This is a genomic window from Pseudoalteromonas sp. SCSIO 43095 (assembly GCF_023650455.1).
GTDB lineage: Bacteria > Pseudomonadota > Gammaproteobacteria > Enterobacterales > Alteromonadaceae > Pseudoalteromonas > Pseudoalteromonas tetraodonis.
The window spans coordinates 2140885-2157356 of the sequence record NZ_CP087995.1 but is presented as its reverse complement, the minus strand read 5'-3'; the positions used below and the strand labels follow the sequence as shown (position 1 = coordinate 2157356).

General features: G+C 42.7%; 8 protein-coding genes and 3 rRNA genes. 8 read left to right on the top strand and 3 right to left on the bottom strand.

The window, feature by feature from the left end:
• Positions 1-234 precede the first annotated feature (234 nt).
• From LOC50_RS10190 to glsB, 4 genes are all read left to right on the top strand, one after another.
• A 23S ribosomal RNA gene (locus LOC50_RS10190) occupies positions 235-3121 on the top strand.
• Positions 3122-3314: 193 nt separating this feature from the next.
• Positions 3315-3429 (top strand): 5S ribosomal RNA (gene rrf, locus LOC50_RS10185).
• Positions 3430-3492: 63 nt separating this feature from the next.
• Positions 3493-3607, top strand: a 5S ribosomal RNA gene (gene rrf, locus LOC50_RS10180).
• Between the two features lie 1348 nt (positions 3608-4955).
• Complete coding sequence (gene glsB / locus LOC50_RS10175; RefSeq protein ID WP_028835530.1) at positions 4956-5879, top strand: glutaminase B; 924 nt, start codon at positions 4956-4958, stop codon at positions 5877-5879.
• 21 nt (positions 5880-5900) lie between these two features.
• On the opposite strand, the gene LOC50_RS10170 is transcribed toward glsB, so the two are convergent.
• Complete coding sequence (locus LOC50_RS10170) at positions 5901-7205, bottom strand: inosine/guanosine kinase (RefSeq protein WP_013464270.1); 1305 nt, start codon at positions 7203-7205, stop codon at positions 5901-5903.
• A gap of 177 nt (positions 7206-7382) precedes the next feature.
• On the opposite strand from LOC50_RS10170, the gene tadA reads away from it, so the two are divergent.
• Positions 7383-7889: a tRNA adenosine(34) deaminase TadA gene (gene tadA, locus LOC50_RS10165; protein ID WP_024601836.1), complete on the top strand. Its 507-nt coding sequence runs from the start codon at positions 7383-7385 to the stop codon at positions 7887-7889.
• On the opposite strand, the gene LOC50_RS10160 is transcribed toward tadA, so the two are convergent.
• Both LOC50_RS10160 and mltF read right to left on the bottom strand, forming a co-directional pair.
• Positions 7886-8056: a hypothetical protein gene (locus tag LOC50_RS10160; protein ID WP_008468235.1), complete on the bottom strand. Its 171-nt coding sequence runs from the start codon at positions 8054-8056 to the stop codon at positions 7886-7888. The two genes, tadA and LOC50_RS10160, sit on opposite strands and share 4 nt — an antisense overlap.
• Positions 8057-8182: 126 nt before the next feature.
• Positions 8183-9628 carry a membrane-bound lytic murein transglycosylase MltF gene (gene mltF, locus LOC50_RS10155; RefSeq protein ID WP_250653165.1) on the bottom strand — a complete coding sequence of 482 codons (1446 nt, stop codon included), beginning with the start codon at positions 9626-9628 and terminating at the stop codon, positions 8183-8185.
• A gap of 211 nt (positions 9629-9839) precedes the next feature.
• Here mltF and purL point away from each other — a divergent pair, with 211 nt between their 5' ends.
• The 3 genes from purL to LOC50_RS10140 all read left to right on the top strand — a co-directional run bounded on the left by purL (position 9840) and on the right by LOC50_RS10140 (position 16472).
• Positions 9840-13730 carry a phosphoribosylformylglycinamidine synthase gene (gene purL / locus LOC50_RS10150; protein WP_250653164.1) on the top strand — a complete coding sequence of 1297 codons (3891 nt, stop codon included), beginning with the start codon at positions 9840-9842 and terminating at the stop codon, positions 13728-13730.
• Between the two features lie 125 nt (positions 13731-13855).
• Positions 13856-16297, top strand: coding sequence for an intermembrane phospholipid transport YdbH family protein (locus tag LOC50_RS10145; RefSeq protein WP_250653163.1), 2442 nt, complete (start codon positions 13856-13858; stop codon positions 16295-16297).
• A complete protein-coding gene (locus LOC50_RS10140; protein WP_008115575.1) occupies positions 16290-16472 on the top strand; it encodes a YnbE family lipoprotein in 183 nt (60 codons plus the stop codon). Before LOC50_RS10145 ends, LOC50_RS10140 begins: the two co-directional genes overlap by 8 nt.

Here is a 16472-nt window from a genome sequence, read left to right as displayed (position 1 = left end):
ACCCTTTGGGTTAACTGATTAATATGCTCTTTAAAAATTTGGAAAAGCTGATAATAAAATTCGTATAAATAACATTGTTATTTGTACAGAGTTTTCAAAAGTAAAAAAGAATGATAGCAGTATCATTCAGTGCCAATTTAATCATTTATGATTAATTGGTATCTACTTTAGTATTCAATATTAACTTCTGGCGAAGTTAAACTGTCACAAAACAAAGACCCGTTTGGGTTGTATGGTTAAGTGACTAAGCGTACACGGTGGATGCCTTGGCAGTTGGAGGCGATGAAGGACGTATTAACTTGCGATAAGCCTAGTCAAGCTAGTAAAAAGCGCTTGAGACTAGGATTTCCGAATGGGGAAACCCACCTGCTTGCAGGTATCGTTAACTGAATACATAGGTTAACGAGGCGAACGCGGAGAACTGAAACATCTAAGTACCCGTAGGAAAAGAAATCAACCGAGATTCCGAGAGTAGCGGCGAGCGAAATCGGAACAGCCCTTAAGCTTATTATGTGTTAATGGAAGGCTCTGGAAAGTGCCACGATACAGGGTGATAGTCCCGTACATGAAAACGCATCTTAAGTGAAATCGAGTAGGTCGGAGCACGTGAAACTTTGACTGAATATAGGTGGACCATCATCTAAGGCTAAATACTCCCAACTGACCGATAGTGAACCAGTACCGTGAGGGAAAGGCGAAAAGAACCCCTGTGAGGGGAGTGAAATAGAACCTGAAACCGTGTACGTACAAGCAGTAGGAGCAGACTTGTTCTGTGACTGCGTACCTTTTGTATAATGGGTCAGCGACTTATATTTTGTAGCGAGGTTAACCGATTAGGGTAGCCGTAGGGAAACCGAGTCTTAACTGGGCGAATAGTTGCAAGGTATAGACCCGAAACCCGGTGATCTAGCCATGGGCAGGTTGAAGGTTGAGTAACATCAACTGGAGGACCGAACCCACTAACGTTGAAAAGTTAGGGGATGACCTGTGGTTAGGAGTGAAAGGCTAATCAAACCGGGAGATAGCTGGTTCTCCCCGAAATCTATTTAGGTAGAGCCTCGGACGAATACTTACGGGGGTAGAGCACTGTTAAGGCTAGGGGGTCATCCCGACTTACCAACCCTTTGCAAACTCCGAATACCGTAAAGTACTATCCGGGAGACACACGGCGGGTGCTAACGTCCGTCGTGAAGAGGGAAACAACCCAGACCGCCAGCTAAGGTCCCAAAGTCATAGTTAAGTGGGAAACGATGTGGAAAGGCCCAGACAGCCAGGAGGTTGGCTTAGAAGCAGCCATCCTTTAAAGAAAGCGTAATAGCTCACTGGTCGAGTCGGTCTGCGCGGAAGATGTAACGGGGCTAAACTATGCACCGAAGCTGCGGATTCAAAATTTATTTTGAGTGGTAGGGGAGCGTTCTGTAAGCCGTTGAAGGTGAACCGGGAGGTTTGCTGGAGGTATCAGAAGTGCGAATGCTGACATGAGTAACGATAATGCGGGTGAAAAACCCGCACGCCGGAAGACCAAGGGTTCCTATCCCATGTTAATCAGGGTAGGGTAAGTCGACCCCTAAGGCGAGGCCGAAAGGCGTAGTCGATGGGAAACGGATTAATATTTCCGTACTTGGTATAATTGCGATGGGGGGACGGAGCAGGCTAAGCAAGCATGGCGATGGTAGTCCATGTGAAAGTGTGTAGGCTAGTGACTTAGGTAAATCCGGGTTGCTGTTAGGCTGAGACACGAGACGAGTCACCAAGGTGATGAAGTTGCTGATGCCATACTTCCAGGAAAAGCCTCTAAGCTTCAGATTATACCGAATCGTACCCCAAACCGACACAGGTGGTCAGGTAGAGAATACTAAGGCGCTTGAGAGAACTCGGGTGAAGGAACTAGGCAAAATCGTACCGTAACTTCGGGAGAAGGTACGCTCCTATCTGTGATGAGACTTGCTCTCTAAGCGGACGGGAGCCGCAGTGACCAGGTGGCTGGGACTGTTTATTAAAAACACAGCACTGTGCAAAATCGCAAGATGACGTATACGGTGTGACACCTGCCCGGTGCCGGAAGGTTAATTGATGGGGTTATCTTCGGAGAAGCTCTTGATCGAAGCCCCGGTAAACGGCGGCCGTAACTATAACGGTCCTAAGGTAGCGAAATTCCTTGTCGGGTAAGTTCCGACCTGCACGAATGGTGTAACCATGGCCACGCTGTCTCCACCCGAGACTCAGTGAAATTGAAATCGCAGTGAAGATGCTGTGTACCCGCGGCTAGACGGAAAGACCCCGTGAACCTTTACTACAGCTTGGCACTGAACATTGAACCTACATGTGTAGGATAGGTGGGAGACTTAGAAGCAGAGACGCTAGTTTTTGTGGAGTCGTCCTTGAAATACCACCCTTGTAGTTTTGATGTTCTAACGTTGGCCCCTGAATCGGGGTTACGGACAGTGCCTGGTGGGTAGTTTGACTGGGGCGGTCTCCTCCCAAAGAGTAACGGAGGAGCACGAAGGTTGGCTAAGTACGGTCGGACATCGTACGGTTAGTGTAATGGTAGAAGCCAGCTTAACTGCGAGACAGACACGTCGAGCAGGTACGAAAGTAGGTCATAGTGATCCGGTGGTTCTGAATGGAAGGGCCATCGCTCAACGGATAAAAGGTACTCCGGGGATAACAGGCTGATACCGCCCAAGAGTTCATATCGACGGCGGTGTTTGGCACCTCGATGTCGGCTCATCACATCCTGGGGCTGAAGTCGGTCCCAAGGGTATGGCTGTTCGCCATTTAAAGTGGTACGCGAGCTGGGTTTAGAACGTCGTGAGACAGTTCGGTCCCTATCTGCCGTGGGCGTTTGAGAATTGAGAGGGGTTGCTCCTAGTACGAGAGGACCGGAGTGAACGAACCGCTGGTGTTCGGGTTGTCATGCCAATGGCATTGCCCGGTAGCTACGTTCGGAACTGATAAGCGCTGAAAGCATCTAAGCGCGAAGCAGGCCTCGAGATGAGTTCTCACTAGACTTTTAAAGTCTCTGAAGGGCCGTTGAAGACGACAACGTTGATAGGCAAGATGTGGAAGTGGTGTGAGCCATTAAGCTAACTTGTACTAATTACCCGTGAGGCTTAACCATACAACGCCAAACGCGTTTTATGCGACAGTTTAAGCAAGAAGTTAATAGACTAAAGTAGATACTTGAAGACTTTATTATCAGAATTCCAAATTTATGAGGTGACTCTTAGCGCGTAGCGTTAACATTGAGGCACCTTACGCAAAGGAAATGTAAGCACTACGTGCTTTGTCATTAATCCTTTGGACAAAATTTGCTTGGTGACAATAGCGTTTTGGACCCACCTGACCCCATGCCGAACTCAGTAGTGAAACGAAACAGCGCCGATGATAGTGTAGCATTTGCTATGTGAAAGTAGGACATTACCAGGCTCCAAATTTAGTCGAAAGACTTTAAATTTAAGAATAAATAATAAGAAAATTGAAAAGAATTTTCTTGGTGACAATAGCGTTTTGGACCCACCTGACCCCATGCCGAACTCAGTAGTGAAACGAAACAGCGCCGATGATAGTGTAGCATTTGCTATGTGAAAGTAGGACATTACCAGGATCTAATTAAAGAAACCCGTTACAGCAATGTAACGGGTTTTTTGTTGTCTGAGATAAAGTAAAACATCAAGCCAAGGCTGTATATGGAACTTAGTAGTGGCCGCTCTTGCATATCCTGTGCTCCATGGCATTCATATTCCTAAACAGCTCGAAGGCAAGCCCCGCACAAGGCCACTGTCGCATTTGCTATGTGACTTTCTACTGCTGTGGGCACCATGACATTACCACGATCCAAATAAGAGAAACCCGTTACAGCGATGTGACGAGTTTTTTTTGCTGTCTGGGATTTAATAAATAGCCAAGAGCCCATGCCGAACTCAGTGGTGGCCTTTCTCGTACATCCTGTGCTCCACGGCATTCGTATTCCTAAACAGCTCGAAGGCAAGCCCCGCACAAGGCCACTGTCGCATTTGCTATGTGACTTTCTACTGCTGTGGGCACCATGACATTACCACGATCCAAATAAGAGAAACCCGTTACAGCGATGTGACGGGTTTTTTGCTGCCTGGGATTTAATAAATAGCCAAGAGCCCATGCCGAACTCAGTGGTGGACTTTCTCGTACATCCTGTGCTCCACGGGATTCGTATTCCTAAACAGCTCGAAGGCAAGCCCCGCACAAGGCCACTGTCGCATTTGCTATGTGACTTTCTACTGCTGTGGGCACCATGACATTACCACGATCCAATTAAAGAAGCCCGTTACAGCGATGTGACGGGTTTTTTGCTGCCTGGGATTTAATAAATAGCCAAGAGCCCATGCCGAACTCAGTAGTGGCCTTTCTCGTACATCCTGTGCTCTACGGCATTCGTATTCCTAAACAGCTCGAAGGCAAGCCCCGCACAAGGCCACTGTTGCATTTGCTATGTGACTTTCTACTGCTGTGGGCACCATGACATTACCACGATCCAAATAAGAGAAATCCGTTACAGCAATGTAACGGGTTTTTTGTTGTCTGAGATAAAGTAAAACATCAAGCCAAGACTGTATATGGAACTTAGTAGTGGCCGCTCTTGCATATCCTGTGCTCCATGGCATTCGTATTCCTATACATCAAACAAAACAGCTTGGATCTAAACAGAATAGTGGGATGTTCTATTGTATTGTCGCTATAAATTAGCGCACTAGCTTCAAATAACAGAACCACGTTACAGCAAAATGCTGGTTTTTTATTGTTTTAAATTTGAAGATGAATTACGCAATATCTTAAAAAATAGACTGTCCGCTAATCTCATCATGTATATGCTTCCTATCAGATTACTAATAACTTATAGACTTAACATTCTCATGCAGTTATAGATCCTACGTGTTAAAATTTTATTTTAACTTTGCATATTATTGAGGTGTCTATTGCCAACCAGTGATTATCAACGAGTGCTAAATGAGATAACTCAAGAGGTTAAACCTTTATTGAGCCAAGGTAAGGTTGCTGATTATATCCCTGCTCTTGCTGAAGTTGATCTTGAGCAGTTTTCTATTGCCATTTACACCACTGAGGGGGAGATATTTTGCGCGGGTGATTGCGAACAACGTTTTACTATTCAATCTGTTTCTAAAGTAATGACTCTGACATTAGCGCTGCAACGTTATGGCGATGAATTATGGAGTAGAGTGGGTAAAGAGCCCTCAGGAACAGCGTTTAATTCACTGACACAGCTTGAGTTTGAAAAAGGCATACCACGCAACCCGTTCATTAATGCGGGAGCGATTGTTACCTGTGATGCTTTGTATAGTCGTTTATCAGCTCCAATGCACTCTATGCTTGAAACATTTCGCGATTTATCAGGTAATCGAAGTATCGTAATTGATAAGCAAGTGGCTAACTCAGAATATGAGTTTCGGCATAGAAATGCGGCAATGGCACACTTAATGAAATCATTCGGCAACTTTGAGAATGAAGTGGATGATGTGCTTTGGTCATACTTTAATTTTTGTGCCATAGAACTTAATTGTATTGAACTTGCTAAGGCGTACAACTTTTTAGCTAATAAAGGGATAGACTACAGCTCTTCTAAACGAGTGCTTTCTAGCCGTCAAAATAAGCAACTAAACTCGTTGTTATTTACTAGTGGTTTATATGATGCGGCGGGTGATTTTGGTTATCGAGTGGGGATGCCTGGAAAATCAGGGGTTTCTGGGACTATATTGGCGGTATTACCGAATAGGTTTACTGTGGCAGTGTATTCCCCAGGATTAAACTCTTTTGGTAACTCGGTGGCAGGAATAGCAGCATTAGAGCTGCTATCTAAAAAGCTTGATATATCTATATTTTAGTACGCTGAGTGCTTTGGGATTTTATTGATCCCAATACACTTGCTCTAAACAATCTTCGCGCTCTGGTAAGCCACGTGATAAGCGTGGAGAATGCTGAACCAGCACTTCGTAACTTGCACGGTTGGCGTATTTACTGATTTGAGCGAGCGAAGAGTAGGTAATCGCTTGTTGCTGATGTTTTGCTGAATTAGCAACGTTCAGCTTATGATAAACATTCGCTGATAAGTCATGTAATACAGCGGCTAAAGCACAATCACCAGCGCCGTTGGTATTTTTAATCGAGTCAGGCCCGCCCATAAACGGAGCAGTATGACTATATGCCTTTATTGGGTTTTCACAGTCAACTTTACGCATTGCACGTGAAAACTCATAACGATTAAAATCAGGGATAGCACCAGGCAAAAGTGGATACTCTGTTTCGCGTTTGAAACTGTCATCAACAAAACCGGCCATAAATAAGCCTTTTTCACCGGCAGTACAAATTACTAAATCAACCCAGTCTAATGCTTTGTCGGCAGCTAGTAATGGATCTTCAAATCCAGTAATTGCTTGGCCTTCTTCTTCGTTCATAGCAAGGATATCAACATGCTTTTCTACAAAGTTAGCCCACCATGTAGGATCCTGCTCGATAAGAAACTTAGTACCGAGTGTTAATACAACCGGTACATCTGCATCGTTAGCATACTTGATTGCTTGCATGGTCGCTTCGGTCATGGTTTCATCGCCTTGAGTACGCATTAAATAAGCACTGATGACTAATGCTGATGATCCTTCTATTAGCTCTTTATCAATTGACTCAGGCTTTAGGTAATTCATCAGGCCAGCACTAATGGCAAAGGTGCGTTCACCCGTTTCATCAATCAATGTGAAACAGCGGCCTATAGGACCATCTACAGGCTGTAAGTAGTCTAAGTCTACGCGACTTGAGTTATTACATAAAAAGCGATAAGCATAACTGCCTATTTTTATGTTTTCACTCATTACACCTAATAGCACCGAACGGTCATCAGCAAGTACGGAATAGTTGTGCATCGTGTTGCCAACGGTTCCGCCTGCGAATTCGTAATCGACCATGTCGTTTAGTTTTAAGCGATCGTATAAAGCATTGGTGATGTCATTATCTATAACTTGCGACATCCCTCGGCGCAATTGAAATTCATCGAGAAAAGCTTGGTCAACCTTAGCTTCTATATCAACAACGATTTGATCGATCCCCGTAATATAGCTGCGGTGTAATCGCTCAGTGGCGTTAAGTTGATTGGTCAGTGGATCTTTGGCTTCCACTGGAAAATAATGTTTATGCCTGCGGCGTCCAGGAAATTTCATTTGCTACCCGTGTTGTGAGCTAAATAAAAAAAGCGTGAGATTATAGCGTAAATCCTGCCTTATGAGCCATGACAAACCACTTAAATTTGTTTTATTTTTGCAATAAAGTGATCAATGACGCATTTTATTGCGCTAAGTTGGTATAATTACGGCATAAAAAATAGTTAAGTAATAATAATGATAGAGCCATTTGACGACCAATATTGGATGGAACAAGCGCTTGTGTATGCAAAACAAGCGGAGCAGCTAGATGAGATCCCGGTAGGTGCTATAATTGTTAAAGATAATCAGCTTATTAGCGCAGGCTATAATCGCTCAATTACTGATAACGACCCGTCGGCTCATGCTGAGATGATAGCGGTACGTGAAGCAGGAAAAGTACTTAATAATTACCGCTTAATTGACTGTACTCTTTATGTCACATTAGAGCCATGCTCTATGTGCGCAGGTTTATTAGTACATAGCCGAATTAAACGCTTAGTATTTGGTGCAGCCGATGCTAAAACGGGTTCTGCTGGTTCTATTATGAACCTTTTACAAGAACCTCGTTTAAACCATCAGGTAGAAATAACGGGTGGGGTATTAGAAACACAATGTGCAGAGACTATTTCTAGTTTTTTTAAGCGTCGCCGAGCACAAATAAAGGCGGCAAAGCAAGCCGCTCGTAATAGTAACAGCGATTAGTCAGCTGCTGCTATTAAGGCGTCTAATTCAGCCATTTGCTGCATAGCAAACATGCGGCGGCGCCAAATTATTTTTTTATGTAAATTTCTTAACATCACTCGACGACGAGTGGCGGTTGAGTGCTTTATACAACGTTTAAGTTGATGTGTACGTCTACGTTTAAGCATGACTTATCCTTATGTGCTTGGTAATGACACAAAATTTTATACAATTAAGCCAGATTATTGAATAATTGATTACAAGTAAACAACTATTTGATTTTCTGATGTTCAGTTAATTACTAAGCAGCGTATTTATTTTTTTTCCTCAGCGGAATTACTTGTACGTTGCTCTGAATCATCTGGTTTAACGATTTTATCTTCTGTATCATTTGTTGAGGTAATCGGCGCCATTGCATTATTTTCATCAAGCCAAACAAGCGCGTCGTAATAGCGGCGTATATTATCAACGTAAGTCACTGCTACATCACCGCGAGCATAGCCATAACGGGTATTACGATAGTGACGTTTTTTTACTAACAATGGTAAGCGCTTTTTAACGTCAGCCCATTTATCAGGGCTAGCTCCCTGTTGCTCGGTAATAATACGGGCATCGTTAACGTGTCCCCAACCTACATTATAGGCGGCAAGTGCAAGCCAAGTACGATCCGGTTGAGGGATTCGATCCGGGACGCGTTTAATTAATTTTGCTAAGTATTGTGCACCACCGCGTATATTTTGCTCTGGTTCTAAGCGGTTTGTTACACCGACTTGTTTTGCTGTGCGTCTTGTTAGCATCATAATACCACGCACACCGGTTGGTGACTTAGCACGCGGGTTCCACATCGACTCTTGATAACTTAATGCCGCCAGTAAGCGCCAATCTAGGCTACCAGCATATTGCATAAACCAAGGTTGATATTTAGGCAGTGTTTCTTTAATTGCATCTATATAGGCCAAGGTATTAACGTAATTAAACTGGCGGACATGACCGAAGTATTTTTCTTCGAGCACATAAAGTTGATTATTTTGTTTTGCTTCACCAAAAAAGGGGACTAATAATGCGTATAGGGAATCATCATTCGACTTTCTTAGTATCCATGCAATTGAATCATTTCGGGTAACTGAAAAGCCAATACTTAAATTAGGGTGATAGCGACGAAATAGCGCTAAAGTATGAGAATCCGCTAAGGTGTAATCTATTTCGCCGTCAATAACTGCTTGCAGTAATTCTTCTTCATCAAACTCTTCGGTTTCATTCCAGCTTAAGTTTGGGTTGGTTTGTTGAATTTCTTCTAATGTTAATGAATGGCTACTTTTAGCGATAACGGTGAAGTTTCCGGTTAAATCATCAAAATCACGAGGGCGTTCACGGCCTTGTTTAAAGACTAATTTTTGACTAATTGTTCTGTATGTAGGGCCATAGCGATAGCGCTCAGCACGTACTTTATTGTAGGTAAGCCCTGAGGCAATTAAATCGAGGTCACCACTGTCTAAGCGCGCAAACATTTCGGATAAATTAAAAAAGGGTACAATTTCAAGCTCTACCCCTAAGTAGTCTGCAAACGCTTGAGAGAGCTCAAATTCAAATCCTTGCTCCCCTTGAATGGCTTGATAGTAATTACTTGCACTGGCAAGTGTACCAATACGAATTTTGTTTTCAGATTTGATTTGGGCAAGCTGTGTTGATTGCTCTTGTGTATTACATGCACACAAAAGTATGACTAACGTAATGATTGTTATTAGCTTTATCTTCAACATATTCGCCTCTTTAGCATCGTATCTCCTGTTATAACAAAACTTACTGATTACGTCACTTGTCGTTTAATCGCAGTGAGTAAAAAATAGGTGTAAACAAAAAGAAAAAGTTAATTTAATGAAAAGCGCATTTTTGAGTTAAATCTGAGAGTAATTTGGACTATAATACGCGCCTAAAATATCGTTCAATCCCTAACCCCGGGTGAAATTACTTATGTTGATCCTTCGTGGTGCACCAGCACTTTCAGAGTTCAGAGTTAATAAAATTTTAGCGCGTTGCCAACAATCGCAACTTCCTGTCACCAATGTATATGCCGAATACGCTCACTTTGCCGATTTAACATCGCCATTAAACACTGATGAGCACACCAAACTTGAAAAGTTATTAACCTACGGCCCAACAATTGCTGAGCATGCGCCAGTAGGTCAGTTGGTATTAGTAACGCCTCGCCCTGGTACAATCTCGCCATGGGCTTCAAAAGCGACAGATATCGCTCATAACTGTGGGCTTAAACAAGTTCATCGCGTAGAGCGCGGTATTGCTTACTATATTGAAGGTGATTTAAGTGCAGAACAGTTAGCACAAGTTGCAGCACTTCTTCATGACCGCATGACTGAAGCTACTCATAGTAAATTAGAAGATGCCGCGCAGTTGTTTCGCAGCGATGCACCTCGTCCAATGTCATCAGTTGATATTTTAGGTGGCGGCCGTGAAGCATTAGCCGCAGCAAATATAGAGCAAGGGTTTGCGCTTGCTGATGATGAAATTGATTATTTAGTTGAAAACTTTATTAAGTTAGGGCGTAACCCTAACGATATTGAACTGTTTATGTTTGCTCAAGCGAACTCAGAGCATTGTCGTCATAAAATATTTAATGCTGATTGGACTATCGATGGCATTGAACAACCAAAGTCGTTGTTCAAAATGATTAAAAACACCTTTGAGCATAACCCTGAGAATGTATTATCTGCCTATAAAGATAATGCAGCCGTAATGAAAGGCTCAAAGGCGGGTCGCTTCTTCCCGAATGCACAAGGTGAATATGCGTATCACCAAGAAGACATTGAAATTTTAATGAAGGTTGAAACCCATAACCACCCAACGGCTATTGCTCCTTTCTCTGGTGCGGCAACAGGATCGGGCGGTGAGATTCGCGATGAGGGCGCAACTGGTCGTGGTTCAAAACCAAAAGCGGGTTTAGTGGGCTTTACTGTATCTAATTTACGTATTCCTGGTTTTGAACAACCTTGGGAAAGTGATTTTGGTAAACCAGGCCGTATTGTTAATGCCCTAGATATTATGACTGAAGGCCCATTAGGTGGTGCTGCGTTTAATAACGAGTTTGGACGTCCTAATTTATTAGGTTATTTCCGTACTTACGAAGAAAAAGTGACCAGTCACAATGGTGAAGAGGTGCGTGGTTACCACAAGCCAATTATGCTTGCCGGTGGTTTAGGTAATATCCGTGCTGATCATGTTCAAAAAGGCGATATTCCAGTTGGTGCAAAACTCATTGCACTAGGCGGCCCTGCAATGAACATTGGCTTAGGCGGTGGCGCTGCATCAAGTATGGCGTCGGGTCAATCAAATGAAGATTTAGATTTTGCCTCTGTACAGCGTGAAAACCCCGAAATGGAACGTCGTTGCCAAGAAGTCATCGACAAGTGTTGGCAGCTAGGTGATGCAAATCCAATTGCGTTTATTCATGATGTGGGTGCAGGTGGTTTATCTAACGCATTCCCTGAACTTGTTAGTGACGGTGGACGTGGCGGTAAATTTCAGCTTCGCAATATCCCAAATGATGAACCGGGCATGGCACCACACGAAATTTGGTGTAATGAATCGCAAGAGCGCTATGTACTCGCTGTTGCTGTTGAAGATTTTGATCGTTTTGAAGCTATTTGTAAGCGTGAAAGAGCGCAATATGCGGTTATTGGTGAAGCAACTGCAGAGCCTCATTTAACGGTTGCTGATAGTCACTTTGAAAATAATCCTGTTGATTTACCGCTCGATGTTTTATTAGGGAAAGCACCTAAAATGCATCGTGATGTAACATCACAACAAGTGTTAGGTAAAGCACTCGACGTTGAAAATATCAGTGCTGCTGATGCTGCAGAACGTTTATTACGTTTACCAACCATTGCTGAAAAAACCTTCCTCATTACTATTGGCGATCGCTCGGTAACAGGTTTAGTAGCACGCGATCAAATGGTAGGCCCATGGCAAGTACCAGTAGCTAACTGTGCAGTAACCGCAGCAACGTATGACACTTACCATGGTGAAGCAATGTCACTGGGTGAACGTACGCCTGCAGCACTACTTAACTATGGCGCTTCAGCGCGTTTAGCCGTGGCAGAATCGTTAACGAATATTGCCTGTGCAAACATTGGCTCTCTTGAAAATATTAAGTTATCTGCAAACTGGATGGCCGCAGCGGGACACCCAGGAGAAGATGCCGGTTTATACGAAGCAGTAAAAGCGGTGGGTGAAGAGTTATGTCCGGCACTTGGGTTAACAATTCCTGTAGGTAAAGATTCTATGTCGATGAAAACGACATGGAAGAACGAAGATGATGCTACAGAGCAATCTGTAACATCCCCGTTATCGCTTATTATCACTGCGTTTGGTCGTGTTGAAGACGTACGTAAAACAGTGACCCCACAGTTACGAACAGATAAAGGCGATACATCGCTTATTTTAGTTGACTTAGGCGCGGGCAAAAACCGACTGGGCGCATCAAGCCTTGCTCAGGTTTATAAGCAATTAGGTGATACAACACCTGATGTAGATAGCCCAGAGCTACTAAAAGGTTTTTACAACGCAATGCAAGCGCTAGTCGCTGATAGCAAGTTGCTTGCGTACCATGACCGTTCAGACGGTGGCTTATTTACCACTATCGCTGAAATGGCGTTTACCGGTCACACCGGTGTTACCGTTGATTTAGCGACTTTGACGGGCTCTGATATTGAAGCGCTTTATAACGAAGAGCTAGGTGCTGTAATTCAAGTAGCGAATAGCGATTTAGAGGCTGTAAATGCGGTATTTGAGCAGCATGGAGTTGCCGCAATTAGTCATGTGATTGGCTCGCTAAATAACGACGATAACATAGTGTTTAATCGTGGTGAGCAAACAGTACTTAATCATACTCGTACTGAACTTCGTACAATTTGGGCCGAAACAACGTATCAAATGCAAGCGCGTCGTGATAACCCAGATTGTGCTAAGCAAGAGTTTGACGCTAAGTTTGACGCAAAAGATCCTGGCTTAAATGTAAAACTTAACTTTGATTTAAATGAAGATGTTGCAGCTCCATATATTGCAACTGGTGCTAAACCGCAAATGGCTATTTTACGTGAGCAAGGTGTAAACTCTCATTTAGAAATGGCAGCTGCATTTAACCGTGCGGGCTTTGCAGCGGTTGATGTGCACATGAGCGACATTTTAGAAGGTCGTTTAACGCTTGAACAGTTCAAAGGTTTAGTGGCGTGTGGTGGTTTCTCTTACGGTGATGTGCTTGGTGCGGGTGAAGGTTGGGCTAAGTCAATATTGTTTAATGACATGGCACGCGATCAATTCCAAAGTTTCTTCCACCGTGAAGACACCTTTAGCTTAGGGGTATGTAACGGTTGTCAAATGCTATCAACATTAAAAGAGTTGATCCCAGGTACTGAGCATTGGCCACGCTTTGTAACGAACAAGTCAGAGCGTTTTGAAGCACGCTTTAGCTTAGTTGAAATACAAGAGAATCCATCGGTATTCTTTAATGGTATGGCGGGCTCGCGGATGCCAATTGCGGTATCTCATGGTGAAGGCCATGCAGAGTTTGCAAACGAAGCAGCAACAAAAGCAGCACTTGCAAGTGGTACTGTAGCGGTTAAATTTGTTGATAACTACGGCAACCCTACAACGCAATACCCAGCGAACCCGAACGGCTCGCCAGAAGGTATCACCGGTATTACATCAACAGATGGTCGTGCAACTGTAATGATGCCACATCCAGAGCGTGTATTTCGTACTGTTGCTAACTCTTGGCACCCAGATGAGTGGAAAGAGGATAGCCCATGGATGCGTATGTTCCGTAATGCGCGTAAAAATGTAGGTTAATATACACACTAGATTCATGATCTGGATGTAAAATAAAAAAGGCTGCCTTGTGCAGCCTTTTTTGTTTAGACTGTTCAAGGTTCAAGGTTCAAGGTTCAAGGTTCAAGGTTCAAATTAAGGATAGTATGATCAAACGCATCGCATGGGGAATCGTGTTTTTATTTCTGAGTGTTTTAACACTGGGTTATGTATTTCGTATGCCTATAACTCAATGGGCTATAGCGTCATCTTTGAGCCAATCTGGTGTTGAACTACATTGTTTAGATTGGTCACTAAACTCAAATATTAGCTTAGACGTAAACCGATTATGTTTGGCTTACCAAGGCCATCAAATTGAGCTTGGTGACATTGTGGCTGATACAAAAAAAATAACAGTTGGCCGCGCTAATCTTCGTTTAAATGATAGCGAGAGTGTCTCAGCAAGTAATAATTCCTTCAAAAAGCTGGCACTTAATTTACCCAAGCAACGGCCTAAAATTGATATCAAAAGATTGTTAATTACTCACCCACAACTTCATGATGAACTAGTTTTTAGCATTGGTGAAGAGAAGTTAAATACATTTGTGGTTTCAGGTGATGCAATTGCCGAGATAACAGTCAGCAATCATAAAATTACTGGTCATTTTAAGGTAGCTGATGGAATATTAACAAAGATAAAGCCGATGCCCGCGCTTTCATTAAACAGTGAGCATGACTTCATCTTCGATGGGTTATCCGTTGATATAAAATCAAACATAGATGCTGATTTTACACAGCAGTTTAGTAAATGCCCAGTAACGCTAAATGCTTTTGGTAATATGAATATGTACTATCATTTTAACGATAAAAAAGCTTTGTTAAATGCACAGCAATTAAGCAGTTTGGTAACGTTTGATAGCGATTGTTTGGCGCTTATAAACAATCAATCACAGCGTGAATTTATAGCCAAGCAGCTGCCGTTAAAGTGGCAATTGATGCTCAGTGATACGGTAAAGCTTGAAAACGGACAACTTGTTATGCCGTCAATGCTATTAAACACTAAAAATAGTCAAACGAAGCTCAGCCTGAAAAACCTAGCAATTAATGTTCAGCAACCGTTAGAGTATGCTAAAGGCAATATTAAGTTATTGTTTATCAGCGAAGGTATTAAGCATATAGAAATAGAGGCAGCTTTAAATAATTTGGCTGTAGATGGCAACTACCAATTAAACGTCGATGAGCTGCCAGACTTTTTACCCGCATCAGCTAAAAAGGTAGCAAGCACTGGCCTATTTCAAATAGAGAATGTTTTACAGCGTCAGCAAAATGCAAAAATAACTAGTGAGGTGACTTTTGCTGAGCTTAGTTTTGATAAATTAACAGTAAAGGGCTACAAGGCGCAGTTTAGTGCTGAGCTTGATGATAAACAAAATTTCAACGCTAGCCTAAATAGCCAATTACGCTCAGTGGCTTACGAGCAATACCAAATGCGTGGCGTAAATAATCAATTATCAGCATTTTCTAGTTTGGCTGTTGGCGAATTATTTGTCGATTTAAACAGTGAAACTAAACTTACCCAACTTAACAGTGACTTTTTAAACCTAAGTAATATTCGCATAAGCTCTAAAGGCTTGCAAAGTCGGGCGCTTCAAGCCTCACATCATGTATTTATTGATGGTATTGAATTGGTAGCCAGTCACCACATATCTGCTGTGGAACACCCATTTGAGATAACAGTTGCAGAGCAAGCTGTGACTAAATTTAACCCTGTTTTACAGCAGTTTGAACCATTAGCCACGCTGACCGACGGTAGCTTTAATGGGGTTGTTCGCGGAGATGTTAATTTACAGCAGGCTGAGTTTGCATTTCAAGTAGAACAGGTAAGTGGCTTATACAACGATTATTTAGCTAAGCATTTTAGCAGTCGCTTAACGGGTTCTTATGATTCAGGGCAGCTTAATGTGGCTCCTACTACATTTGAATTAAATGAGTTACGAGCAGGTGCTGTTGTGAGTAACATTGTCGGTAATTTTAGTGTTGAGAACTCTATTGCTCGCGCTGAAAGAATAACGGCAGATGTACTGGGTGGTCGTTTTGCTTTGGATAGCTACAAAGTGACGGAAAAAGCTCAGCGTTCATTGGCCACATTTGAAAATATTGATGCGAGTAAACTTATTACCTTAGATGATAAATCAGGCATTACACTAACAGGTCGAGTGAATGGCCGCTTACCCGTTTACATAGATCAACAAGGTATTTCGGTAAAATCCGGTGAGTTATCTAACCAAGGGACAGGTAAGCTAGTTATTACTGATAATGCTGCTTTTGATGCAGTTAAAGCTCAGCAACAAGAGCTGGGCCCGATTTTAAGCTTATTAGAGGATTTAGACATTCAGAGCTTAAACAGTAGTGTTGACTTAAAGCCTGACGGTTGGCTTTATTTAGGTGTAAACTTAAAGGGATACAATAAGGAACAGGCGCAGCAAGTTAACTTTAATTACAACCATGAAGAAAATGTTTTTACACTCTTAAGAGCATTGCGCTTAAGTGATGAAATTACTCAAAAAGTTGAACAAGAGTATTCAACAAAAGGAACTAAAAATGACTAAATGGCTGATAATACTTACAGCACTGGGGTTGCTTAGTGCATGTACGCACCGCGTTGAAGTGGCAGCGAAAGAGCCTATCACCATTAATTTAAATGTGAAGGTTGATCATGAAATTCGCGTAAAGGTTGATAAAGAGCTAGATGATTTATTTAGCGATGACAGTGAGTTATTCTAA